The sequence below is a fragment of the Sporosarcina sp. E16_3 genome, assembly GCF_017347125.1.
In the GTDB taxonomy this organism is placed as follows: domain Bacteria; phylum Bacillota; class Bacilli; order Bacillales_A; family Planococcaceae; genus Sporosarcina.
On the sequence record NZ_JADPRX010000016.1, the window covers coordinates 15,281 to 40,046 of the forward strand.

Genomic DNA, 24,766 nt, shown 5'->3' on the forward strand with positions numbered 1-24,766 from the left:
ATAACATAGTAAAGAAAAAAGGAAAGAGGAGATTTCCATGAATAACTTTGAAACTGTAATTGAACGTCGTAAATCGCGTTCTGTAAAATGGGACCGAATGGAAATGATATATGGAATCGAAGATGCATCCGATATTTTACCAATGTGGATTGCAGATATGGACTTTGCTGCTCCAGAAGTAGTTGTCAACGCGATGAAAGAACGTCTGGATCATCCAGTATTCGGCTACTCCTATATTTGTGAAGGCTGTAAAGACGCAGTAAGTTTATGGCTTGCTGAACGTCATGCTTGGGAAACAAAGAACGAATGGATGTTATTCCACCATGGCGTAGTTCCCGCAATCGCTTCGGTCGTTGAAACGTTTACGAATCCGGGTGACGGCATTCTTGTCACTTCTCCCGTCTATCCTCCCTTTTTCCAAATTCCCGAACGTCAGGGACGAAATATGGTCGAATGTATTATGAAAGAACAAGACGGTGTGTACTCCATCGACTTTGAAGATTTTGAGAAATGCCTACAGCAAAATGTAAAGCTATTCATTTTATGCAATCCGCATAATCCTGGTGGAATTGTCTGGACAGCAAACGAATTGAAAGAAATGTTGCGACTTTGCACAAAATATAATGTCTTGATTTTATCAGATGAAATCCATGCCGATCTTGTCTTCTCAGGGCATAAGCATATTCCGCTTGCAACGCTTGCAGGTGAAGAAGCGGGACGTATTATTACATGTGTTGCACCTACAAAATCATTTAACCTCGCAGGAATCCAAGCAGCGTTAATGATTGCGACAGATGAAGGCGTAAGGGAGAAACTTACGTTGAATGCACTGTCACATGGTCAAATGGATTTGAGCTCTTTTGCGGCCGCAGCTTTGACTGCCGCCTATAAAGATGGAGGTCCTTGGCTAGCTGAATTACTTGAAATAGTTTCTAACAATATGGACTATGCAATTCGTGAACTAACAGCTGCAATTCCTGCATTGAAAATTGCTAAGCCGCATGGTACATACCTTCTTTGGATTGACTACCGTGGTACCGGATTTACCGAGTTGGAAATGATGGACAAACTGTTGACTAAAGGTAAACTTGCCCTTGATCCAGGCTCGAAATACGGTGAAGCGGGACGCGGCTTCCTTCGCATGAACGTGGCAACACCGCTGTCAGTTGTCCAAGACGGCGTTAAACGCTTTATCACTGCAATGAGTGAATGAAAATACAAAAAGAAAAACAGCATCCTCAATTTTGAGGATGCTGTTTTTCTTTTTGTTCACGGCGTTCACGTAAAATGCGTTCTTCAAGTTCTTTCGTTTCTAATTCCTGTTTCTTCGAATTACGTCGAATCCACATGAATGTAAGTACCAAAAGAATCGCAAAGAAAACCATTGAAATGCCCGCCGATATATATTCTGTTTTATCTTCAGGAAAGTAAAGGAACGGCATTAATAGTGCGTTCACTTACATCCACTTCCTCACATTGTAAATTTCTATAAGATCAAAATTACTTTTGAAGGATTTCGATTGATTCAATAGAAATTTCTTCAACAGGCTTGTCTTGACGGCCTTTTTTCACTTTTGCAATTTTGTCGATAACATCCATGCCTTCAATAACTTGGCCGAATACTGTATGTTTTTGGTCTAAGTGAGGAGTTCCGCCCATTTCGCCATATGCTTCAGCAATTTCTGCTGGATATCCGCCTTTTTTCAGTTGATCAACTGAAGCTGGAACTTCTGAAGCTTGAACGATGAAGAACTGGCTGCCATTTGTTCCTGGACCAGCGTTCGCCATTGAAAGAGCTCCTTTTAAGTTAAATAGATCCATAGTGAATTCGTCTTCAAATGTATCGCCATAAATACTTGTTCCGCCCATACCAGTTCCTGTTGGGTCGCCACCTTGAATCATGAAGTCTTCAATAACACGGTGGAAGATAATGCCGTCATAATAACCGTTTTCTGCATGTGTTAAGAAGTTTTCAACTGTTTTTGGTGCTTGTTCAGGGAAAAGCTTGATTTTGATTGGTCCCATAGTTGTGTTCATAATAACTAGTGCTTCGTTTGCTGCTACTTCTGTCGATAATTGTGGATACATTGTTGTTGCCTCCTCTGAGTTCTTCGTGCTATTTTCTTCCGCTGGCGCTTTGCCAGCAGACACTACTTCTTCTGATTTCTTGTTCTCAGACGCACTATTTCCGCAAGCGGCAAGTAAGACGAGACCAATGATTGTCAGAAGGGAGAAATACATTTTCCTCATTAACATTCACCCTGGACTAGTTTATCATATTGGACAATCTATTTCGACGAATAAGCATGATACTTCCTTCGTTTTCCGAATTGTTTTATACTGATTGTAAAGCACCACATGGAAAGAAGGTTTTCTAAATGGACGTGCATAAACGGAATTTCATCATCATTTGGATTTCCAACGTCCTCGTTGCGGGGACAATGACAATGATCATGCCCTTCTTATCCCTTTATATCGAAACATTTGGCGATCATTCCGAAGCTTATGTTCAAAAATGGTCAGGCCTGATTTTTGGCGCTTCATTTGTCACGGCTTTTATTATGTCACCGATTTGGGGACGAGTCGCCGATAAATACGGCTTCAAGCCCATCCTTCTCATAAATGGCTTCGGGATTGCAACATCCGTTTTCCTTATGGGATTCGTGGATTCCGTCGAGATGTTCTTCCTGCTCCGGCTGTTAAATGGTGTTGTCACAGGTTTCATTCCAACATCACTCGCGTTTATCTCTTCACAGACTGCGAAGAAGGAAGCCGGAAAAATGCTTGGGACTTTACAGATGGGCAGTGTGACGGGCACGTTATTCGGACCTGTATTTGGAGGGTTACTGGCTGATGCATTCGGTTTCAAATATACCTTTGTTATCACATCCATCTCTGTGATTGTCGCTGCACTTATCGTTCTCTTCGGCATCCAGGAACAAAAACGGGTAAAAAATCCGAGAGCTATCCAGTATTCCCGTAAAGCCATTATCAGCGGACTGCTCCATCACCGGCTCATGTTGAACGTTATGATTGTTACGGCACTTATCCAAGTCGGAAACTTCAGTATCCAGCCACTTCTGTCGCTCTACGTGTCCCATTTAACTGAAGCAAAAGACGTTGCTTTCCTAGCGGGGATTACATTCAGTGCAGCTGGGGTCGGCAATCTTTTATTCGCGCGCCGCTGGGGCAAACTCGGTGACGACATTGGCTACGAAAAGGTGTTGTCAATCCTACTACTCCTGTCATTTATCTTTATCATCCCACAAGCATTTGTGACGCAGCTGTGGCAACTTATTTTTTGGCGGCTGCTGTTCGGTATTGCGCTCGGTGGAATGATCCCCATAACGACTGCACTAGTTAGACGTGAAGCACCCATCGATATTCAAGGAGAAGTCATGGGTTATAATACCAGCTTCCGTTTTCTCGGGAATATTATAGGTCCAATGTTCGGCGGGATTGTCAGTGGCTACATCGGTATTTCGTCTGTCTTCATCGTTACTGGTGTTTTGTTCCTTGTCGGGTTCGCATTTCTCTATTACGCCAAACGAAAACCCGTACAGGACTTTGAGGACTTTCTCGCTGCTGAAGAGAAACGGACACATAGTTAAGAAAAGCATATGGCGCCGTTTAGCCCCGACAAGCGCTGGAAGGCTTGAAGATAAAGGCGTCCTTTGCCTTTTCATCAAGACTGAAGCGACTCGAGGGGCTGGCGCCTGAAGCCTAGACAGCGACCTAGGTTAGAATCAGCACACTTCGCTAGTTGGAGTGTGCTATATTTTTGTTACTGAAGGATTTCTTGAACGGAGTGCTAAAACATTGAAACAATTTGTTGGTTTCATCTTTATTCTATTATCCATCCCAATTCTCTTTGTTGTCCAAGAAGCCATTGCTATCGAATTGAAGAGCGCTGGATCCTTCAATGATCAAATGAATGACTCCATCGAACTGTCGTCCCCAGAAATCAATATTCCCATAACGTTGAAAGATGGCAATGGTCTCATTTTTGCAGAAGAGTATATAGAGTGGCGCAATCCTCTTCCACTTTCGTCCATCCCGTTATTCACACGCCAGCTGTTTCTAGAAAGTGAAGACACAGGTTTCTTCGAGCATAAAGGCTATGATATAGCCGCAATCGTGCGTGCATTTGCTGTCAATACAGCAACAGACGATGTCAGACAAGGTGCCTCTACCATTACACAGCAAGTTGTGCGGATGCGTTTTTTATCGACCGAAAAGACGTATGAACGTAAATTGACTGAACTTTTTTACGCAACTGAACTTGAAAAACAATCGACAAAAGATGAGATTTTGGAAATGTATATGAATGAAATGTATTTTGGCCATCAAGTGTACGGCATTGGAGCTGCGGCGACCTATTACTTCAGCAAACCCTTAGATGAGCTGAATGAGGCGGAGATGGCCTTCCTTGCGGCGATTCCAAACAATCCCTCTTTATATGACCCACTAAAACATTTCGATCGGACAAAAGGTCGACAGGAGCGCCTTTTGTCTGTACTTACAAAAAACAGGGTTCTGACTACCGAGGAAGCCGAAATACATAAAAACACAACAATCCAGTTAAACCTGAAGGAAAAAGCGAATGCTTTTCCTGCTTACACTACATATGCACTTGCCGAACTTACTGATCTCATAGCGCAGTCCGAAGGCTTATCTGAAAAAATGACAAATACGAAAGATAATGCGGAAAAAATAGCACTTGAAGCCATTATTCAACAGCGGATAGCTGAAGTGTTGTCCAAAGGATTGATTATCGAAACGGCACTTAACCCTGGAAAGCAACGGCGAGATGAACAAACAATCTCCTCCCTTTTAGAACCTACAGGTGTGCAAGCAGGTGCAGCCGTTATTGACAATGAAACCCGTGAAATCATCAGCCTATTCGCCGGTAAAAACTACAAAAAAGCTGATTTCCACCGCGCATTCCAGGCTGTTCGACAACCTGGTTCCGCTCTTAAACCACTTTTGGTCTATGCCCCACTGTTTGAAAGTGGATCCTATACAGAAAACATGCCCATTAACAGCGGTACTATTTGCATCGGTTCGTACTGCCCGACAAATATCGGCGGTTACGTTTATGGCAATGTCACAGTAAAAGAAGCATTTCGACACAGCCATAATACAGCAGCTGTTAGGTTGCTTCTGATGATTGGCGTTGAAGAAGCATTCCACTATATCGAGCCATTCGGATTCAAATCAGTTACGCAAGAGGATATGACCTATGCAGCTGCTCTCGGTGGGTTTTCAAAAGGGATGACGCCGATTGAACTTGCGGGGGCTTATTCAAGTTTCATCGATGGGAAATATACCCCTGCCCATGCAATTCGTGCTGTGAAGGATAGAGAGGGGACTATTTTATACGAATGGCCAGATGACAAAGTGGATGTTTGGTCAGCTACTACAGTATCCAAAATTCGCGGCATGATGTCAGATGTCGTATTGAACGGGACTGGCCGCGGTATCCCCTATACAACTTCGTATACAGGAGCAAAAACGGGCACCACAGATCATTATAAAGATTTATGGGTTGGCGGATTGAACGACAACTATACAACCGCTGTCTGGGTCGGCTATGATAGACCGCAATCTATAAAGCTTTTGAGTGATCAGAAACTTCATTTACGTATATTTTCCACACTCCTCCAGGACTAGCCCTTCATTCAAAAGGCTAGTCCGTTTTACTGCCAATGAAAGGCAAACTCGCAATGACGCCATTATAAAGCTTCAACAGAATATAGATGATGGTTGAAACCAGTACCGTCCAAACCATAATTTCAAAAACGAGGAGCCCAATCGTACTGAAGATTGTCATGAATTTACTTAATTTGAATACGACATAGACAAAGTAGATGAACGTTGTCAGTAAAAATATAGCTGTTAATAGTTTAATCGAATTGATGCCCCCTGCTGATGCAAGCGCGCCAAAAAAGTATATGACATTGCCTCCGCGTGCCTCGCTATACGATTTCCCCTCCACATCCTTCGAAAAGAATAACATCGCGGTTTCGTGAATCGTTTCCGCAATCAATTTTAACGCTGAAAAAACCATGAAAAATAACAATGCATAAATAACTAACAGAAAAATACGTAATTGTATATCCGTTAAAAATTCGCGCATACCAGCATATAAACCAATTCCTTTGAACAGTTCAACTGATACACCTACTGTGTAAACACCGAACGTTAAACTGAATAAGACAATTGTGACAAACGGCAAATAACCAAATATGTACGGATTTTTCAATTTCAGCACCTCAAAAGCAATTTATTTCTTCGATTCTATAATATAAGAAGAGAGACTGAATAAGCAACAAAGGCAGAAAGTGTTTCATGCAAAAGCGCTCTCTTTACGCTATACTTTAAAACAATGCAAAGAATAATGTTTCATTCATTAGGAAGGAGGATTTTTTTGAATTTCGTATTACTGATTTTCCTGCCAATTATGGCAGCACTATTCGTTCCCCTGCTATTCAGGAAACTGAAAGACATACATACTGGGTGGTTCGTTTTACTCGTCCCTGTCTCCCTCTTCATTTATTACATAGGATTCATTAAAACAACAATGGACGGCGGACATGCTCTATCAGAACTGCAATGGATTCCGTCTCTTGGTATTTCGTTCGTGTCGTACATTGATGGTCTCAGCCTACTGTTCACCTTACTTATAACAGGTATCGGTGCACTCGTTGTTCTCTACTCCATCTTTTATCTCGATAAACGTAAAGAAAAGTTGAATCACTTTTACGTCTATCTGTTGATTTTCATGAGTGCCATGTTAGGCGTTGTGCAATCGGATAACGTTATTTCCCTTTATTTATTCTGGGAGCTAACATCCATTTCGTCATTCCTGCTTATTGGCTATTGGAGTACACGTGATGGTTCACGATTTGGTGCATTGAAATCGATGATGATCACTGTATTTGGTGGACTAATGATGCTTGGAGGATTCGTTCTGCTAGGAATTATGGGAGATACGTTTTCCATCCGCGAACTTATCGCTAGCGCCCCCACTTTTGTAGGGCATGAATTCTTTACACTAGCACTCGTTCTCGTGTTGCTAGGTGCATTTACGAAATCAGCACAATTCCCGTTCCATATTTGGCTTCCGGATGCAATGGAAGCGCCTACACCGGTCAGTGCCTATCTGCACTCTGCAACGATGGTAAAGGCTGGGCTGTACCTTGTCGCACGATTCACCCCTATTTTCGCAGTTTCGGAAGTTTGGATTTGGCTCGTAGCCGGTATCGGACTACTGACGCTGTTCTGGGGATCTTTCTTTGCAGTGAAACAGACCGACTTGAAAGCGATTCTTGCTTTCTCGACAATCAGTCAGCTTGGACTTATCATGTCCCTACTCGGGGCGGGTGCGCTTGCCTATCACTCGGATGATCCGATTTTCAAATTCGCAACGTTCGCAGCAATCTTCCATTTGATCAACCACGCGACCTTTAAAGGTAGTTTGTTCATGATTGCAGGTATTGTTGACCACGAAACCGGTACGCGGGATATCCGAAAACTCGGTGGCTTGATGAGTATCATGCCAGTTAGTTTCACGGTTGCTTTCATCGGATCCATGTCAATGGCAGGTCTTCCGCCATTCAATGGCTTCCTAAGTAAGGAAATGTTCCTTCAATCCATGTTGGCCATTCGACATTTTGAACTGTTCAACTTTGCAACATGGGGAATTATCTTCCCTGTTATCGCTTGGATTGCCAGCGTCTTTACACTCGTCTATAGCTTTTACTTTGTATTCAAGACGTTCGCAGGACAACAAAAGAGTGAACCTCTTCCTATTAAGCCGCATGAGGCGCCTGTCGGGATGCTTGTATCTCCCGTCATTCTTGCTACACTCGTTGTTGGTATCTTCTTCATTCCGAACTTGATTGGAAAATGGTTGGTAAAACCAGCCGTGATGGCTGTTCAGCCTGATCTATACAATCATCCTTCTAAAGTTGATGTTGACGTTGCAGCTTGGCACGGCTTTGCTGCTCCTGAATTATGGATGACAGTTTCGCTTGTTGGTGTTGGTCTCGTTCTATTTTTGACATTGGCAAGATGGCAAAAAATGTACGATATCCAACCAGAGTACTTGTCGTTAAATGCATTGTATGATTCCGCCATGATGTTTGGTGAGGGTGGAATGAACAAACTTTCCCGCTTCTATATGACTGGTTTAATCCGCACGTATCTGATTTATATGTTTGCGTTTATTGCTTCAATTACAGCTGCGACGTTATTCATCAAAGAAGCTTTCGTTGTTGATATGGATAGTTTTTCTCCCATCAACTTGTATGGCGTTCTGACTGCTATTGTTTTGGTCGTCGCAGTTTGTATGGTTCTTCTTGCGAAAACAAGGCTGTCGGCAATTATTGCTCTAGGTGCCGTTGGCTATTCGGTTGCTTTATTCTTTGTCATTTTCAAAGCACCCGATTTGGCACTTACCCAGCTCGTTATTGAAACGATATCGGTTGCCTTATTCTTATTAGCCTTTAAACATCTACCGTCACTTAATAATCACGGTCAAACAAAACGCAACAAGATTGGCAATTTTATTATTGCTGCCGGTGTTGGAATCACGGTAACTTTGATTGCTTTATCAGCCCATTCACAAAAACTGATTCCATCTATTTCGCAGTATTACAAAGACACAGTTGCAACAGAAGCCGGGGGCGGTAACATCGTCAACGTCATCCTTGTAGACTACCGTGGATTTGATACATTATTTGAAATCGCCGTTCTGTCAATTGCAGGAATCGCTGTCATTGCCATGATTCGTCTGAAGTTGTCAAGAAAGGAGGAGAGTACGGATGAAAACAAATGATGTCATTTTACAAACGACAACAAAATTCGTATTCTTTATCATTTTCCTTTTTTCAATCCATATTTTCTTTGCGGGACACTATACACCAGGGGGCGGATTCGTTGGAGGATTGCTAACAGCGGGGGCAATTGTGCTGCTGTTGTTAGCCTTTGATTTAAAAACCGTCCAAAAAGCATTGCCTTTTAATTTTACAATTGTGACTGCTATCGGCTTACTGCTGTCGTTCGGAACAGCTGCAGGTTCAATCTTTTTCAACGTTCCTTTCTTTACACACGCTTTCGATTATTTTACTTTGCCTTTGTTCGGAAAAACGTCCTTACATACAGCGATGATTTTCGATGCCGGTGTCTATCTTGTTGTTGTAGGTGCCGCCGTTACAATGATTCAAACGATTGGGGGAGATGAATAATGGAATTTCTAATGGCTATCGTCATCGGAATCCTTTTCATGGCCGCTGTTTACCTGATACTCTCTAGAAGCATCCTTAAAATCATACTTGGAACTGGCCTGTTGAGTCACGGTGCCCATCTGCTACTCCTGACAATGGGCGGCCTTGGTGGCACTTCCCCGCCTGTCTTGGCAGAAGGCGTAACCGATTACGCAGATCCATTGCCGCAAGCGCTTATATTGACGGCAATTGTCATCAGTTTCGGTGTGACAGCGTTCATCCTTGTTCTTGCTTACAGGTCGTATGCTGAACATAAGACAGACAATATGAATCTCATGAGAGGAAATGACGAACATGATTAATTTACTTCTATTCCCAATCATCTTGCCATTCCTTTTCGCCATTATTCTTCTGTTCTTCAAGGAGAATATCAAGGTACAGCGATCGTTGACTTGTATCGGGCTGTTAATCAGCCTGGTTGCCGCACTTTTCCTTGTTGCAAAAGTGAAAGCTGATGGCGTTCAGGCAATTACACTCGGAAGCTGGCCGGCACCGTTCGGAATTTCAATGGTTTCCGATATGCTGTCTGCATTACTTGTAACGACAACAATCTTGATCACTCTCTTTGTTGTGCTATACAGTTTCACAGCTATTGGTGAAGAGCGAGAGCGCTACTTCTATTATCCCGCTATCCTGTTCATGATTACAGGCATCAATGGCGCATTTACAACAGGTGATATTTTCAATATGTTCGTATTCTTTGAAGTTCTGCTCATCGCCTCTTACCTGTTAATCGTTCTAGGCGGCGAGAAAAAGCAGCTTCGCGAATCAATCAAGTACATACTCGTCAATGTCATTTCATCTGCATTATTCGTTATTACAGTTGCTTACCTCTACTCTGTTGTTGGTACATTAAATATGGCCGATATTTCAGTGAAGATTGCAGAGATTGGACAACCTGGTATCATAACGGTCATTGCAGTGCTCTTTTTAATCGTGTTTGGCGTAAAAGGATCCTTGTTCCCTCTTTACTTTTGGCTACCAGGATCTTATGCAGCACCTCCAATACCGGTGCTTGCACTATTCGGTGCATTGCTAACTAAAGTCGGCATTTATGCAATCATCCGAACGTATACGCTGTTTTTTGTTCATGATGTTGGATTTACACATGGCTTATTATCCGCACTGGCATTACTCACAATCGTTGCCGGCTGCATTGGTGCCCTTGCCTATTTCGATGTAAAACATATTATTATTTACAATATCGTCATTGCAGTGGGTGTTATCTTATTCGGAGCTGCACAAATGAACGAGGCTGGTTTAACAGGTGCCGTATTCTATTTGATCCACGACATGCTCATTAAAGGGGCTTTGTTCCTTCTGATTGGCATCATCGTTTACGTAACCGGTACCTCTAACTTACGTAAGATGGGTGGGCTAATGAAAACCCATGCGCCACTTGGCTGGATGTATCTAATCGCAGCATTTGGACTAGCGGGCATTCCGCCATTAAGCGGATTCGTCGGCAAGCTTCTTATTGTAAAAGGTGCGTTCGAGGCGGGTCACGTCTTGGGGAGTATTATCATCCTTGCATCGAGCCTTGTGGTCCTGTTGTCTGTCATCCGGATTTTCATCTATGCATTCTGGGGAGACCCCACAACTGTGGAGTTGCCGACAACAAACCGTCGGACTTACCGCAAGATGATGATGCCTGCTGTTGCATTAGTCATTCTGTCCGTGCTGTACGGTGTTGGGTCTGAATGGCTCATTCCCTATATGACGGACGCGACAGACGTATTACTACAACCATCCATCTATATTGATGCGGTGTTAAAGGAGTAGATGACAATGGCATTTCAACTATTATTGAACTTTTTCATCGCTCTTGTTTGGATGTTCATGAGCACCTCATTCACCGCTTCAACATTCGTAATCGGGCTCTTGATTGGTCTACTTTTGATCATTATAACGAGACGTTTTTTCACAGAAAGGCTGTATATTTGGCGGCTTTGGGCAGCTTTCAAATTGGCACTGCTCTTCTTCAAGGAGCTAACTCTGTCTAATATTTCAGTGCTGAAACTCATTTTACGTCCGAAGATGAATATTCAACCCATGATTTTCGCTTTGCCGACTGATCTTGAGCATGATTGGGAGATTACATTATTATCAAGCCTAATTACGTTGACACCTGGAACAATTGTATTGTACGTTTCCGATGATCAACGGACGCTTTATATCCATGCCATTGACGTCGATGATGTCGATGACGCAATTGATTCAATCAAAAATTCATTTGAAAAAGCCATTAAGGAGGTAAGCCGACCATGATGACATTTATATGGGTTTGCCTAATCCTTGTACTACTGTCGATTGCCGGTCTGCTGTACCGTGTATTCCGAGGTCCATCTATTCCGGATCGGCTCGTCGCACTTGACTCGATTGGCGTCATGCTGATTTCAGCAATCGCTCTGTTATCAGTCATCTTCGATACCGGATATTTCATGGAAGTCATCTTGCTGATTGCGATTATGTCATTCATTGGAACCGTATCATTCTCTAAATTCATTGAGAAAGGAGAGATAATCGAGCGTGATCGTACTAGCTAACATCCTCATTGTCTTTACAATCGTCGTTGGCATCGTTTTCACTATCGTGACTGTCATTGGTATCATTCGTTTACCGGACGTCTATACGAGGGCGCATGCAGCTTCTAAGAGTGCAACGTTGGGAGTACTTAGTATTCTGGTTGGCGTATTTCTTCACTTCTGGTTGAAGGAAGGACATTTTAGTATTCAACTTCTACTCGCAATTGCATTCCTGTTCATTACCTCTCCGATTGGCGGACATCTTATGAGCCGTGCCGCTTATATCTCTGGTGTAAAACCGACAGAACTAACTGTTGGTGATGATCTTGCAGAAGTTATTAAACAAGCTAAATTAAAGAATCCGCCGACTCATCAGAAGGAAGACTAAGAAAAGCGGAAGGCGCCTGGAGCTAGACACTATTCCAAGTCAAAAAAACTTATGCTTTCTTATCTTTTAAAAAATACCTGCCAGCCGAAAACTCGGTTGACAGGTATTTTTCTCTTTTTAGTATGGCCCGTTATACCCGAATTGTTGATATGAAGACGGCGGGAACTGCTGAAATTGTTGATTTTGCGGAAACTGCTGGAATTGCTGGAATTGCTGATTCTGTGGGAACTGTTGGAACAGTTGAACCTGTTGGATTGGATAGCCGCCGTATCCACCACCGTATCCACCGCCATATCCGCCACCATATCCGCCACCATATCCGTACCCTGGGAATAATGCACTGCCTAATAAACTACCGGTAAGTCCTCCGAGAAAAGGTCCGCCAAATCCTCCGAATCCTCCAAAACCGAAGCCGCCGCGACCAAAGCCGCCTCGACCAAAACCTCCACCACCATGAAAACCTCTGGACATAATCATTCCCCTCTCCCACTCATTCTATTCAAATAAAGCTAATAGGAAAGAGGCAATCGCCTATTGTACTTCTATATCGTCATCGGCAAGCCGTTCAACAAGCGTCGCTAGTGTTCTCGACTTGCATAATCGCCCTGGGTAGTATTATGACCGCCATGAATGACTTTATAACCGTCATACCCATTTTCTTGACACCAAAAAATACCTATCAGCCGATAACTCAGTTGACAGGTATTTTCATCTTTTTAGTATGGCCCGTAATAGCCGTATGGTTGATATGGATAGGGTGGATATGGATACGGTGAGTATGGATAGACTGGGTATCCCCCGTATCCGCCGCCATATCCGTATCCCGGGTACAATGCACTACCTAATAAACTACCAGCAAATCCGCCAATAAAAGGTCCGCCAAAATCACCAAAACCCCCACCTCGACCGAAGCCGCCGCGACCAATTCCACCACGGCCAAAACCTCCACCTCGACCAAAGCCGCCGCCGCCGCCGCCGCCACCACCGTGAAAACCTCTAGTCATAGTCATTCCCCTTTCCTACTTATCCTATTCGAATAAGACTAAAGGGAAAAAGGCTATCGCCTATTCAGCTTCTATATCAGTGTCGGCTAACCGCTCAACAAGCGTCGCCAGCGTTCGTACCATGACACCCGTTGCACCTTTCGGCCCTAAATCATGTGCGGAAATCGCATCAGATGTCCCTGCAATATCAAGGTGTATCCAAGGTGTGTCACCAACAAATTCCCCTACAAATCCGCCGCCAAAAATCATATGTCCATCTCTGCCTGGTGAATTATTCAAATCTGCTACTTCACTTTTACGAAGTCTTTTCTTATCATTTTCCGTCAACGGAAGTCTCCAGACGAATTCATCCGTTTCCATGGATGCCTGCATGAACTCTTCAAAGAATTCTTCATCATTCGTAAGCGCCCCTGTCTTGTCCATACCAAGCGCAACGATGACTCCGCCTGTCAGTGTCGCTACGTCAATCAGACAGTCTGCACCGGCCTGCTTAGCGTATGTAACCGCATCTGCCAGAACAAGACGTCCTTCTGCATCTGTATTGAGCACTTCAATCGTCTTGCCACTTAGTGATGTAATTACATCATCTGGTTTGAAAGCATCTCCAGAAACCATATTGTCAGTTGATGCGATAACAGCAATGACGTTTTTCGCGGGGCGTAGCTCTCCTATAATTGTCATAGCTCCAAGAACTGCAGCCGCACCACCCATATCACCTTTCATACCTACCATTCCGTCTTTCGTTTTCAAAGAATAGCCGCCTGTATCATAGGTAATTCCTTTGCCGACAAGGCCGATAACATCTTCCCATTTTTCAGTTGCAGCATATTTCATGACGATTAACTTAGGCTCTTCCACTGAACCTTTGTTGACCGCAAGAATTGCACCCATACCGAGCTCTTCCATTTCTTTCTTACCAAGTACCTCAATTTCGAAATCATATTTTTCAGCGACTTCACGTGCATAGTCAGCCATTTTAGTTGCTGTTAATAGATTAGGCGGCATATTAACAAGATTACGTGCCTCATTAACCGCATATGCATGTACTTTTCCTACTTCGAAGGCCGCTTTCAGTTCGTCTTCATCGAATGAAGATAAGAATGACAGCGTTTCAAACGCAACATCGCGTTCGTTTGAATCCGTACGGTATCCTTCAAACGTGTACATGCCAAGCCCAATACCCTCCGTCGCCGCAAAAACAACATCTTCACACGTCAACTTGTCGTTCGTGAATGGTGCCGACCAAATGGCAGCAGAAGCTACTTTCATGCTTGCAAGCTCTTTTCCGACCGCTGCAAATACCTGACGCAACCGATCCACCGTCAATTTCTTATGCAAGCCAAGTCCGATAAAGAGTACACGCTTGTAGCCACCGATTTCTACGGATGGCATTTTAACAATACTTTTGAATTCAGTTTTAACATCTCCGGATTTAACCCATTCTGGTAAACGGGTACTGAAAGAACTGACAAAGTCGTCCCAACCTGTTATATTTTCCGGATGTTCGGGCACACCAATTACAAGTACATCGGCTTCTACATTATCAAAAATTGGTTTCATAATTATTGTTTTCATTTGACAACCTCCAATTTTCTCTACATTCTTTAGTATAGCCTAACTTTTCAGCCGTTCGTAGCAATTCATTCGGAATCCGTACTACCCTGTTTTTTGTAACACATTATTATGTTATACTGAATATATAATTTTTGCACTTTATAGAGGAGTCGAACCTAATGGCCTTATTACAAAATACCCCGCTCCTTGCGGCATTATTCGGGATTGTCTTTGCTCAATTCGTTAAAATTCCGATTCATTATCTTCTGGAAGGTAAACTTGACTGGAAACTAATGACTTCGACAGGCGGGATGCCCAGCTCCCATTCGGCTGCAGTTACATCATTGACTACTGCAATCGCCTTCGAAGAGGGACTTGACTCACCTATGTTTGCGGTTTCCGCCATCTTTGCCGTCATCGTTATGTTCGATGCAACTGGAATCCGTTACCAAGCAGGACAACAAGCACTGATTATCAATCAAATGCGAGTGGACTTCCAGACGTTCGTCCAAGAAGCAAAAGGCTGGCAGCAGAAAGATGGACAGCAAAAGATTCTAGAATTAAAAACGTTACTAGGTCATAAACCAAATGAAGTGTTTGCAGGTGCTGTAACCGGGATTCTAATCTCAGTTATTATCTATTCCTTCATTGTTTAAAAACAAAAAAGGGTGTGTTCAAGCATAATCGCTTGAGCACACCCATTTTTTAAAACATTTGGTAACCTTGTTTTCTTAATAGCTTAATAACGAAACCTGAAATAATCGCTCCGACAAGCCCGCTTGCCAAGATTAGGACATCTGCTGTATGGAGTGCAATAATCTTATCACCCAGAAGCTGGAACGCGTATTTCGGTTTCGTGACGTATTCATATACACGTACTTCATCAATAATTAGTATGACGACAATCGGATAAATGATAGCCATCAACCATGTCATGCGAAGAAGCATATTTAATAGGAATCCTATTCCAAAAAACATAACTATGAAAATCATTATAGATAAAACGACGTGCGTTATTGAAATCGTTCCCAATGTGACTACCTCCGTTTTCCATTCATTATTTTACAGGAACGGCTGAACGCTTTCAACATTACACGACTTGTTCAATAATTTGTCGATTTTAATCTTTTCGATAAAGGTCACTTTTTGAAAAAAAGTTTATAAGAAGTATAACCGAATTGATCGCCCGGGTTGATATTTCCGATTTTATCAAACCCTGATGAAATCACCTTTTCAGCAATTTCATGAATCATTACTGAGACGTCCTGATCTGCTTTTAATTCGACTGGGCTCTTCCACGCCACTTCTGTAATCTCTTTTAATTCCGGGATTAATAACTGCCCTTCAGGTGTAGGCGTCAACATAAATATGGCCATGTTGTCGCTCACTTCCCCATTCAATACACCTGTACGGAACCCAATCATGCCCTCAAGCTGGCAAACGACTCCTGTTTCTTCCTTAACTTCACGAATTGCTGCGCAATCTGCCGTTTCATCGCCATCAACAAATCCCGCCGGTATGGACCATAAACCTTTTAAACCACCGTAGTTTTTCCTAACAACAAGCCACTGTCCTTGGCCATTCACAACAAGTCCAGCCGCGCCAAGCCATACATTCCCTCGCATTTTTCGTGACATTTAGGATCCCCTTTCAAAAAAAAAGCACCCACCGTCAATGACAGGCGAATGCTTTATATATGTTTTATTTAAGTAAGTTAAATTTACCTTTTTTCAGCGTCAGTCCTAGACCACCGATCATGAAGAGCGCACGGTTATCAATCATTTTCTTCATGAATGAAGCTTTAGTACCCGTCACTTTTTTACCGAATACAACACCAATTGCATCGCTGTCACCAAGTGAACAAACGCTACCTTTTAAATCAGGTGTGAAGTCAGAAGTTGGTTCACCTTTCATAAGTGCGATGATGTTATTCGCACACATGTCACCTTGTTGCATAGCAATTTGTGCAGTAGGTGGGAATGGACGGTTCACTGCTTCGTTGATCATTAGTGCGCAGTCTCCAACGATGAATACATCGGAATAACCTGGTGCACGAAGATCCTTGTCTACTTTGACACGAGCACGCATATTTTCGATACCCGTTTCTTCGATTAGACGGTTACCACGGACACCTGCAGCCCAAACGACTGTGCCAGCTTTGACGAATTCAAATACATCTTCGCCTTTTTTAATGTTAACGCCTTCAGGAGTTGCTTCTACAACTGGCGTACCAATCGAGAATTCGATTCCTTTAGAGTTCAAATGTCTTACTGCATAATCGACAAGTTCAGGGTCAAATCCTGGAAGAACCATCGGAGCTGCTTCTACGCAAAGTACGCGTACTTTTTCTTGTGGAACGTCGAACTCTTTACAAAGTTCAGGTACACGGTTACCAAGCTCACCAAGGAACTCGATGCCTGTGAAGCCCGCTCCTCCAACGACGATTGTCAGACGGCTATCGTCTTTAACTTCTTCAGTTGACCAAGTCGCAAATTGATATTCGATATGTTCGCGGATTTGGCGTGCTGCTTTAACGTTGGCCATAGAAAGTGCATATTTATCAAGACCTGGAATACCAAATGTTTCGCCTTCAAAACCAAGTGAGATAACAAGGTAATCGTATGTATGTGTACCGACATTTGTCGTTACGACTTTCCCAGTAACGTCGATTGCTTGAACTTCAGCTTGGACGAATTTTACTTTATTACTGTTAATAACATCTTTGATATCATAACGCACTGACTCAGGAGACATTGTTCCTGCAGCAGCTTCATGAAGCCATGTCGATTCATAGTGATACTCATTTTTGTTTATAAGAACGATATCTGCATCGTCTGCTCCAAGAGATTTTTGCAAGTTAACGACTGTTGTTAAACCGCCATAACCCGCGCCTAATACTAAAATTGTCGGTCTTTTCACGAAGATCGAAACCACCTTTGATTTTTTTATGTGCCCGGCCCACGTGAAATCGGTACACCGACGATTTACACAGTCCCGGCCTTTGTCATTTTTTCGACAAACTTCTATCTCTTATAGTAGCCCTTTTGATACGGCTTTTCAATAGTATATTTAAAATAGCAAATATTTGAAAATACTGATTAATAAAACACCATATTAATACAACGAAAAAACCCTCCTAAGTATGATTTAGGAGAGTCAAAAAAAGAGTCAGCAGTCTGCTGGTGTCCCTTCTTTTTTAGCTGTTCTGAATGATGTCCCGCAACCGCAAGAGGCAATTGCATTCGGGTTATTTATGGTAAATCCGCCCCCCATTAGGGACTCTTTATAATCGACTTGTGTGCCTTCAAGAACACCGGCATCTTCACTAGAAACGAGAATTTGTAAACCATGCTGTTCAAGCAGAAGATCATCCGGTGACTTTTCAGTTTCAAAACCCATTCCGTATGTCAAACCACTACATCCTCCGCCGTTCACAGCGACACGCAGGAATGATCCTTCTTCCTCATTATGACGCATCATTTCTTTCACATGAATTGCCGCTGCTTTTGTAACTTCAACAACTTGTGTCATCCGTGTTCACCTTCCCTTTGTTTTCTTGCTTCTATCATAGCAATTAAATCGAGCATAACGCAATCATATTAACTCCGGTGTTGAAGGATATACGCTATAATGAATTAACTAGTACGAAAGGAATGTTTATATGGAAATCAGCCCGTTTTATGATAAAATAGTTGCATGCCTTTATTGTAAGTATAATTTCACTACTACAAGAGTTCGCTCACGATTCGTTCGGGTTTCATCCCACGAAAATGACTTCAAACCTGTCTATTCAGATCCTGAAGTAAATCCAATTTTTTATAACGTTGCCGTCTGTCCACATTGCGGCTTCTCTTTTACCGATGATTTCTCCCCTTACTTTGCTCCGGGTACAGAAGAAGACATAGCCGAACGGATAACATCTAAGTGGAATGGCCGATCATTCGGTTCAGAACGCGATGTCGATGAAGCGATTGAAACGTATAAGCTTGCCTATTTAAGCGCTATGTTCAAAAAGGAAAAAGTTCTTACACTGGCAGGACTAACTTTGCGGATTGCTTGGTTATATCGTGATAAAGGCGCGGAGGTAGAAGAACAACGTTTTCTAACAATCGCACGAAATTTCTATAACGCTTCGTATTTAGACGGTGATTTTGCTGGGACACAAATGTCAGAAACGAAGGTTTTGTATTTGATTGCGGAACTTTCGTGGAAAATCGGAGATAAAGATGAAGCAATAAAAAGCTTTTCACGTGTTCTAGAAGGCCAGCGCACGTCCATTGAACCGAAGATTATCGAAATGGCAAAAGAACGGTGGCAGGAGATCCGAGCTATCAAATAGAAAAGCGGACCAAACTTCGGCCCGCTCAGCTGTTAAATTAGAAGACTTGCTCTACCTCAACGACGCCTGGAACTTCTTCCAAAAGTGCGCGTTCAATCCCTGCTTTTAGTGTAATTGTCGAACTTGGGCATGTACCGCAAGCACCAAGTAGGCGGAGTTTAACGATGCCGTCCTCGATATCAACAAGTTCACAGTCTCCTCCATCACGTAGGAGGAATGGACGTAATTTATTTAATACTTCTTGTACTGGTTCAGTTAACGCTGTATCTGTCATTGTTTTTTAACTCTCCTTTCCTTATACTTATTATAAACTGGAAAGAAGAAAAAATCCAACAATCAATCGGAGGGGACAATTACTATGAGTACAACTACTACAAACATTGAAATTTTTGGCGCGGATATCATCTGTGCAAGCTGTGTTAATTCACCTTCATCCAAAGATACATACGAATGGCTTCAAGCTGCTATCGACAGAAAGTACCCAAATCAGCCTTACAGTATTACTTACATTGATATCGAATCGGCTGTTTCTGACGACAAACACAAAAAAATCGTCCAGCAAATACAAGACGATGAGTTCTTCTATCCGTTGGTCATGATCAATGACGAAATGATTGGAGAAGGTTATATCCAATTAAAACCGGTGTTTGCTGCACTTGAAAAGAACGGCTATATAGCTGAATCTTGAAGTGATAAAGAGTTAACTTAAATGAGAAGAAAAAATCCCTTTCGCGACTATGCGAATAAGGGATTTTTTAAGCTTAGAAAACTATAAAGTCTCACGCTGCGGAAAAGTTGCAACATAGAAATTTCACATCCAGACTTCAGCGGCTAAGGGCGACAGGCGCTTTCGCTTTGTCAGCCATTATGCCATTTATACATCCAAAGCACACCAGATTTCAACAATCGTGCAATACGGCCTGTTACAGTGCGGTCAGCAAGATATGCAAATCCTTGCTTCTTACCAAGGGAACCGAGGAACCCTTTCAGCTTGATTTCCGGCATAGTTTCCGGAAGCGGTTCGTTGTTCCAAACGTTACGCAATATACGTACAATCTGTTCCGCCTGTTCTTCTGCAACTTGTGCACTCGGAGCATAAGGAAGTGCTGCACAGTCTCCTACGACGTAGACATCGTTAAATTCAGGCAACTGGTGATACATGTTCAGTACAACTCGACCTGATCCGTCTTTTTCCGTGTCAATGTTTTCCACAGATGCTACTGGACGAATCCCGGCTGTCCAGACAACTGCATCAACCGGTATAGTTTCTTCATGGTTATATAGAATTGTTGGTTCGACTTTCGTGATATTAGAATTTGGAACCACGTCTACATTATGTTCGTCGAACCATCCTTTAACATAATTACTAAGTCTTTCAGGGAAATCTCTCAAAATACGTGGACCGCGATCGAACAGCTTAATGTTCAAATCTGGTCTACTTTCTCGAAGCTCGCTGGCAAGTTCTATTCCGCTTAAGCCAGCTCCGACAATACCAATTGTCGCTCCACTACCAAAACCAAGAAGTTTTTCGTACGTAACCCTAGACTTACCAATCGTTTGAATGCTGTATGTGTATTCTGCAGCACCCGGTACATTGTGATAGTTGTCTTCGCAACCAAGCCCTATTACCAGTTCGTCATACATGATTTGCACGCCATCATCAAGATAAACACACTTCTCATCCGGCCTGATTTCAATGATTTCTCCACTTACAACTTTCAACCTATCATGTTCTGGAAGCGGAACACGCACAACTGAATCTGATACAGTTCCAGATGCCAGCGCATAAAATTCCGTTTTCAAACTATGGAACGGAGTCCGATCGACAAGCGTTATTTCGATATCATTCGGCAATTCTTTCGTCAATAAACGCAGTAAAATACGCATATTTCCATATCCGGCACCTAATAAGACAAGTTTTCTCATAATTTTTTCTCCTTCGTAATCCATTAATCCGTTGTTTTCCCAATTACGATTATATCAGTTTGTGACATGCTTCACAATGATTCGCGGGAAAGTGAAATTTTAATCAATGGGTGGAATTTCTTTAGTGTATGAATTGAAATAGAAACACCTTCGAATCTGCTTTAGCACTAGGACATACCTACGCTCATTTTGTGCATGTATTCATATGTTCAACCACATCTGTTGATTTACCATTTATTCGCATAAAATACTGGTGAGAAGGGCTTGTAAAACCCCATTTTTCACTAGACCATTTCCGGCCCGCTTTTGGCTAACTATTTCTGACAGATTTACTGAGGGGTCCTAGTGTGGCTAGAAGTGACTCCGTCACTTCTAGCCGCACTTTTTTCAGTAATCCTGTTGCGAATAGTTGCCTGTCGCGTTCCTACAATGTTCAAGTGCAAAATACAGTTATGTTTGAAAGAATCGAATAGATGACTTTCTATAGGGATTGTAAGTGCCCGAAGATGCAATTTCGGGCACTCTTGGACATTGTATAATGTGCTTCTTGCTAACTTTTAACAAAGAGTAAGCTTCTAATTATGTGATGTCTACTTGAAAGTGACACTTTTTTAATAAAAAAAGAAAAAACTATATAGAAAGTTCCAGCCGCCAAAATTGCATCTTTGGCGGCTTTTACCCAATTAAGAAGCCCGCTATTCTTTCGTCCCAAAAAGTTTCAGCACCTCGTGTATCTGTGTTTTTGAAGAGCGACGGATGAAGGACCATCATACGATTACCGAAAAGAATGTGTAGGGATGCGACAAAGTCGCATCCCTACACGCCCAGACATATCGGTAATCGTATAGAAGTCATTCAATCCAAAGCGATTCCAAAACAACTATACACGTAGCGCCCAATAGGTGATCATGTTATTCACTGGTTACTTTTGGTTAATCAACAGACGTGATGTTCAACATATTTAATTAGTTGTAACCTAGGTGGATTTAGCCTACTTGCGCTGTAATGCGGGATTGTTGACGTGCGAAGAAAAAAAGAGTAGGATTCCAAATAGGTGAGGTGATCATCATGAATCCAATTGTCGAATTTTGCATAAGTAATATCGCAAACTATTCACAGGAAACTTTTGAAAAGTTGGAAAAAGATCCAAATCTTGACGTTCTTGAGTATGGTTGCCTGAGTTACTGTACAAAATGTTCAGATTCGCTCTACGCCATCGTCAATGGTGATATCGTCGAGGCTGATACAAATGACGAACTGACTGAGCGCATCTATCAATATATAGAAGACAATCCGCTCTTTTGAGCATTATGGCTAACCGCCCTTTTCAGGCGGCTAGCCTTTTTATATTATCCAATCAAGCAGTGTACGATACGAATAAGTCGGTTGCTGCGATTTCAAAAGTACTTCTTCTGGTGAAGTAACTCCCCCTGCAACATGTATCGTATCAATGCCAAAACGAATTCCCGCTTGTATATCCGTATCGTAGTTATCACCAATCAGGATCATCTCTTCTTTTCGATAGCCGTTTTCTACTTGAATGAATTCAAGCATATGGGGCTCAGGTTTCCCGACGAATACTGGCAATACTCCTGTTGCATTCTCCATTAATTTCACAAATGATCCATTCCCCGGAACGAGTCCCCTCTCCGTCGGAAATGCTTTGTCACTGTTCGTTGCTATGAAATGCGCGCCTGCACGTAATGCTAGACAAGCATCCGCCAATTTTGCATACGTTATACTTCGGTCAATGCCCATGATAACAACATCGGGATTCGTTGCTGTGATTGCTATCCCTTCAGATGCTAACGCTTCTTCCAACCCTTTTTCACCAATCATCATAACAGATGCGCCATAATAGTTTTCTTTGCAGTACTTTGCGGCGGCAATTGCAGAGGTCATGATGCGGTCAGAATCTGCTTTTATTCCGAATGAAGCTAGTTTCTCCCGTAGCTGCGCGGGAGTCATCGAAGAATTATTCGTGATGAAATAAGGATCAATTCCATTTTGTTGCGTATTTTCAATGAAAGAGACCGCTTCTGAAATCGGATCAATCCCACGGTAAACCGTTCCATCTAGATCAAGACAAATTGCTTTGTATTTATCCATAGTCATTAATCTTCCGGTAAGAAGGCAGAAACAGGGCCTAGTTCATTTTCAAGATAATGACGCACTTTGTTTGGGAACTCGAGAAGTTCGTCCATTGAAGCGTTCAATACTTCGATTATCGTCCCAACATCCACTTTCGTAAATTCGCGGACAATCATCTTTCTAAGTTCGATTACCTGTTTTAATGGACCTGCCATTTCCGAAGTGATAACACGTTCGTCTTCCATAATGTCAATAATATCTTCATAACTCCCTGGATCACGCATGATAAAACCATCAATCATCGAATTTCCGACGTCGATAACTGATTCGATGAGTACATTCGTTATCCGTTCAAGTGCAAGTGAGTGAATGATATCTTGCTGCCATCCATTTTCATTTCTGTACAACTCAAGTAAAACTTCCATATGATTTAGCGATTCGCTTATTTGGTTTCGGTCAACAAAATACATGGACTTTCCCTCCTGATTGTCATCTTTCTTCAACTTATGATACCATATTTCCGATTTTAAATATGGTGAGATAAAGAATCGCATCGAATTCGCTACTTGTATAGTTGCGCTTTTGAAACGCTTTGGATTGAATAGCTTCTACACGATTACCGGGATGTCTGGATGTGTAGGGATGCGACTTTGTCGCATCCCTACACACTTTTTCCGTTAATCGTATGGTCGTCCTTCATCCGTCGCTTTTCAAAAACACAGATACACGAAGTGCTAAAGCTTTTTGGGACGAAAGAATAGCTGACTTCCTATTTGGAGAAAAGCCGCCAAAGATGCAATTTTGGCGGCTGATGCTTTCTCTATGGTTTTTTCTTCTCTAATTTAAAGAGGTATCACTTTCTATAAGGCATCACACGATTAGATGCATACTCTTTGTTAAAAGTAAGCAAGAAGCACATTGTACAAAGTACCAGAGTGCCCGAAATTGCATCTTCGGGCACTTACACTTTCTATAGGATGTCATCTACTCTTTTCTTCCGAAACAACTGCATATTTCATTTGAACATTGTAGGTACGCGACAGGCAACTATTCGCAACAGTATTACTGGAAAGAGTGTGCCTAGAAGTGACGGAGTCACTTCTAGGCACACTAGGATTCCCCTCAGTAAATCTGTCATGAATAGTTTGCCGAAAGCGAACCGGAAATGATTCAGTGAAAATGAAGGATGGCAAGCCCTTCTCACCAGTATTTCATCCAAATATTATAGAACCTTTTTTCAATATATAGAGACAAAAAAAAGACTCGCGCGCAGATTCAAGATCCACGGGCAAGCCCAGTTATTCAGATATTTCGGGAGTCTCAGGAGTTTCGGGTGTTTCAGAGGTTTCAGCAGCTTCAACTTCCAGTTTAACCCGCCCCGATTTTTTCAAAACAAAATAAGCACAGCCAAAATTACAGTATTCGTATAGATAATCCTGTAATGTGCTGATTTTAGTTTCATACGTTGCTTTCTGGTTTGTGTCATCAAAAAAACCTTTTAAACGGAGTTGTCCGTATCCCCAGTCCCCAAGTATGTAATCGTATTTGAGGAGAACATCGCTGTATCTTGCAAGCAAAGCCTCTTCATTAAATCCCTCACGGTAGTCTGTTAGTATATCAAACTGCCAGTTTTCTAAAATTATCATTCA

Annotated in this window: 29 protein-coding genes; 14 read left to right on the forward strand and 15 right to left on the reverse strand. The window is 42.4% G+C overall.

What is annotated here, in order from left to right; all coding sequences use genetic code 11:
* Positions 1 to 37 precede the first annotated feature (37 nt).
* The gene (locus I2483_RS10840) at positions 38 to 1,213 is read left to right on the forward strand and encodes a MalY/PatB family protein (RefSeq protein WP_207175818.1); all 1,176 of its coding nucleotides are present in this window, start codon (positions 38 to 40) and stop codon (positions 1,211 to 1,213) included.
* 25 nt (positions 1,214 to 1,238) lie between these two features.
* On the opposite strand, the gene I2483_RS10845 is transcribed toward I2483_RS10840, so the two are convergent.
* Entirely contained in the window at positions 1,239 to 1,457 is a 219-nt protein-coding gene (locus tag I2483_RS10845) for a hypothetical protein (RefSeq protein WP_346267721.1), read from the reverse strand.
* A gap of 43 nt (positions 1,458 to 1,500) precedes the next feature.
* Complete coding sequence (locus tag I2483_RS10850) at positions 1,501 to 2,250, reverse strand: peptidylprolyl isomerase (RefSeq protein ID WP_275956076.1); 750 nt, start codon at positions 2,248 to 2,250, stop codon at positions 1,501 to 1,503.
* Positions 2,251 to 2,378: 128 nt separating this feature from the next.
* Between I2483_RS10850 and I2483_RS10855 the strand changes: the two genes are divergently transcribed.
* Positions 2,379 to 3,611, forward strand: a complete 1,233-nt coding sequence (locus tag I2483_RS10855) for an MFS transporter (RefSeq protein WP_207175820.1) — start codon at positions 2,379 to 2,381, stop codon at positions 3,609 to 3,611.
* A 208-nt stretch (positions 3,612 to 3,819) separates the two neighbouring features.
* Positions 3,820 to 5,673, forward strand: a complete 1,854-nt coding sequence (locus I2483_RS10860) for a transglycosylase domain-containing protein (RefSeq protein WP_207175822.1) — start codon at positions 3,820 to 3,822, stop codon at positions 5,671 to 5,673.
* A gap of 16 nt (positions 5,674 to 5,689) precedes the next feature.
* On the opposite strand, the gene I2483_RS10865 is transcribed toward I2483_RS10860, so the two are convergent.
* A complete protein-coding gene (locus tag I2483_RS10865) occupies positions 5,690 to 6,265 on the reverse strand; it encodes a YufK family protein (RefSeq protein WP_207175824.1) in 576 nt (191 codons plus the stop codon).
* 135 nt (positions 6,266 to 6,400) lie between these two features.
* Between I2483_RS10865 and I2483_RS10870 the strand changes: the two genes are divergently transcribed.
* Genes I2483_RS10870 through mnhG form a run of 7 tightly spaced genes read left to right on the forward strand, consistent with a single transcriptional unit; the run spans position 6,401 to position 12,203 of the window.
* Positions 6,401 to 8,842 carry a Na+/H+ antiporter subunit A gene (locus tag I2483_RS10870; protein ID WP_481886335.1) on the forward strand — a complete coding sequence of 814 codons (2,442 nt, stop codon included), beginning with the start codon at positions 6,401 to 6,403 and terminating at the stop codon, positions 8,840 to 8,842.
* Entirely contained in the window at positions 8,829 to 9,251 is a 423-nt protein-coding gene (locus I2483_RS10875; protein ID WP_186672617.1) for a Na(+)/H(+) antiporter subunit B, read from the forward strand. Before I2483_RS10870 ends, I2483_RS10875 begins: the two co-directional genes overlap by 14 nt.
* Positions 9,251 to 9,592 (forward strand): Na(+)/H(+) antiporter subunit C, encoded by a 342-nt coding sequence (locus I2483_RS10880; protein WP_207175828.1) that lies wholly within the window; start codon positions 9,251 to 9,253, stop codon positions 9,590 to 9,592. The genes I2483_RS10875 and I2483_RS10880 overlap by 1 nt, the downstream gene beginning before the upstream one ends.
* Positions 9,585 to 11,072: a Na+/H+ antiporter subunit D gene (locus I2483_RS10885; protein WP_207175830.1), complete on the forward strand. Its 1,488-nt coding sequence runs from the start codon at positions 9,585 to 9,587 to the stop codon at positions 11,070 to 11,072. Before I2483_RS10880 ends, I2483_RS10885 begins: the two co-directional genes overlap by 8 nt.
* A gap of 6 nt (positions 11,073 to 11,078) precedes the next feature.
* Entirely contained in the window at positions 11,079 to 11,558 is a 480-nt protein-coding gene (locus I2483_RS10890; RefSeq protein WP_186672623.1) for a Na+/H+ antiporter subunit E, read from the forward strand.
* Positions 11,555 to 11,836: a Na(+)/H(+) antiporter subunit F1 gene (locus I2483_RS10895; RefSeq protein ID WP_207175832.1), complete on the forward strand. Its 282-nt coding sequence runs from the start codon at positions 11,555 to 11,557 to the stop codon at positions 11,834 to 11,836. The genes I2483_RS10890 and I2483_RS10895 overlap by 4 nt, the downstream gene beginning before the upstream one ends.
* Positions 11,820 to 12,203 (forward strand): monovalent cation/H(+) antiporter subunit G, encoded by a 384-nt coding sequence (mnhG, locus tag I2483_RS10900; RefSeq protein ID WP_207151963.1) that lies wholly within the window; start codon positions 11,820 to 11,822, stop codon positions 12,201 to 12,203. The genes I2483_RS10895 and mnhG overlap by 17 nt, the downstream gene beginning before the upstream one ends.
* Before the next feature lie 117 nt (positions 12,204 to 12,320).
* On the opposite strand, the gene I2483_RS10905 is transcribed toward mnhG, so the two are convergent.
* The 3 genes from I2483_RS10905 to I2483_RS10915 form a co-directional block, all read right to left on the reverse strand.
* The gene (locus I2483_RS10905) at positions 12,321 to 12,680 is read right to left on the reverse strand and encodes a hypothetical protein (RefSeq protein WP_207175834.1); all 360 of its coding nucleotides are present in this window, start codon (positions 12,678 to 12,680) and stop codon (positions 12,321 to 12,323) included.
* Positions 12,681 to 12,919: 239 nt separating this feature from the next.
* Positions 12,920 to 13,207 (reverse strand): hypothetical protein, encoded by a 288-nt coding sequence (locus I2483_RS10910; RefSeq protein WP_207175836.1) that lies wholly within the window; start codon positions 13,205 to 13,207, stop codon positions 12,920 to 12,922.
* A 60-nt stretch (positions 13,208 to 13,267) separates the two neighbouring features.
* Positions 13,268 to 14,782 carry a leucyl aminopeptidase gene (locus I2483_RS10915; protein ID WP_207175838.1) on the reverse strand — a complete coding sequence of 505 codons (1,515 nt, stop codon included), beginning with the start codon at positions 14,780 to 14,782 and terminating at the stop codon, positions 13,268 to 13,270.
* Between the two features lie 158 nt (positions 14,783 to 14,940).
* Here I2483_RS10915 and I2483_RS10920 point away from each other — a divergent pair, with 158 nt between their 5' ends.
* Entirely contained in the window at positions 14,941 to 15,417 is a 477-nt protein-coding gene (locus I2483_RS10920) for a divergent PAP2 family protein (RefSeq protein WP_207175840.1), read from the forward strand.
* Positions 15,418 to 15,466: 49 nt separating this feature from the next.
* On the opposite strand, the gene I2483_RS10925 is transcribed toward I2483_RS10920, so the two are convergent.
* The 4 genes from I2483_RS10925 to I2483_RS10940 form a co-directional block, all read right to left on the reverse strand.
* A complete protein-coding gene (locus I2483_RS10925; RefSeq protein WP_255485839.1) occupies positions 15,467 to 15,793 on the reverse strand; it encodes a YuiB family protein in 327 nt (108 codons plus the stop codon).
* A gap of 107 nt (positions 15,794 to 15,900) precedes the next feature.
* Positions 15,901 to 16,398 carry an NUDIX domain-containing protein gene (locus I2483_RS10930; protein ID WP_207175842.1) on the reverse strand — a complete coding sequence of 166 codons (498 nt, stop codon included), beginning with the start codon at positions 16,396 to 16,398 and terminating at the stop codon, positions 15,901 to 15,903.
* A gap of 64 nt (positions 16,399 to 16,462) precedes the next feature.
* The gene (locus I2483_RS10935) at positions 16,463 to 17,680 is read right to left on the reverse strand and encodes an FAD-dependent oxidoreductase (protein WP_207175843.1); all 1,218 of its coding nucleotides are present in this window, start codon (positions 17,678 to 17,680) and stop codon (positions 16,463 to 16,465) included.
* A gap of 249 nt (positions 17,681 to 17,929) precedes the next feature.
* The gene (locus I2483_RS10940) at positions 17,930 to 18,292 is read right to left on the reverse strand and encodes a HesB/IscA family protein (protein ID WP_186672641.1); all 363 of its coding nucleotides are present in this window, start codon (positions 18,290 to 18,292) and stop codon (positions 17,930 to 17,932) included.
* Positions 18,293 to 18,422: 130 nt separating this feature from the next.
* Here I2483_RS10940 and I2483_RS10945 point away from each other — a divergent pair, with 130 nt between their 5' ends.
* Positions 18,423 to 19,100: a DUF2225 domain-containing protein gene (locus I2483_RS10945; protein WP_207175844.1), complete on the forward strand. Its 678-nt coding sequence runs from the start codon at positions 18,423 to 18,425 to the stop codon at positions 19,098 to 19,100.
* 37 nt (positions 19,101 to 19,137) lie between these two features.
* On the opposite strand, the gene I2483_RS10950 is transcribed toward I2483_RS10945, so the two are convergent.
* Positions 19,138 to 19,374: a NifU family protein gene (locus I2483_RS10950; RefSeq protein ID WP_186672644.1), complete on the reverse strand. Its 237-nt coding sequence runs from the start codon at positions 19,372 to 19,374 to the stop codon at positions 19,138 to 19,140.
* 84 nt (positions 19,375 to 19,458) lie between these two features.
* Here I2483_RS10950 and I2483_RS10955 point away from each other — a divergent pair, with 84 nt between their 5' ends.
* On the forward strand, positions 19,459 to 19,788 hold the full coding sequence (locus I2483_RS10955) for a YuzD family protein (protein WP_207175845.1): 330 nt from the start codon (positions 19,459 to 19,461) through the stop codon (positions 19,786 to 19,788).
* Positions 19,789 to 19,958: 170 nt separating this feature from the next.
* Here I2483_RS10955 and I2483_RS10960 read toward each other — a convergent pair whose 3' ends face one another.
* Positions 19,959 to 21,026, reverse strand: a complete 1,068-nt coding sequence (locus tag I2483_RS10960; RefSeq protein ID WP_186672649.1) for an NAD(P)/FAD-dependent oxidoreductase — start codon at positions 21,024 to 21,026, stop codon at positions 19,959 to 19,961.
* A 1,068-nt stretch (positions 21,027 to 22,094) separates the two neighbouring features.
* On the opposite strand from I2483_RS10960, the gene I2483_RS10965 reads away from it, so the two are divergent.
* Positions 22,095 to 22,331 (forward strand): YuzB family protein, encoded by a 237-nt coding sequence (locus I2483_RS10965; protein ID WP_207175847.1) that lies wholly within the window; start codon positions 22,095 to 22,097, stop codon positions 22,329 to 22,331.
* A 39-nt stretch (positions 22,332 to 22,370) separates the two neighbouring features.
* Here I2483_RS10965 and I2483_RS10970 read toward each other — a convergent pair whose 3' ends face one another.
* From I2483_RS10970 to I2483_RS10980, 3 genes are all read right to left on the reverse strand, one after another.
* On the reverse strand, positions 22,371 to 23,135 hold the full coding sequence (locus I2483_RS10970) for a TIGR01457 family HAD-type hydrolase (RefSeq protein ID WP_207175849.1): 765 nt from the start codon (positions 23,133 to 23,135) through the stop codon (positions 22,371 to 22,373).
* 5 nt (positions 23,136 to 23,140) lie between these two features.
* Positions 23,141 to 23,587: a DUF86 domain-containing protein gene (locus I2483_RS10975; protein WP_186672657.1), complete on the reverse strand. Its 447-nt coding sequence runs from the start codon at positions 23,585 to 23,587 to the stop codon at positions 23,141 to 23,143.
* 828 nt (positions 23,588 to 24,415) lie between these two features.
* The gene (locus I2483_RS10980) at positions 24,416 to 24,763 is read right to left on the reverse strand and encodes a YutD family protein (protein WP_207175850.1); all 348 of its coding nucleotides are present in this window, start codon (positions 24,761 to 24,763) and stop codon (positions 24,416 to 24,418) included.
* Positions 24,764 to 24,766 lie beyond the last annotated feature (3 nt).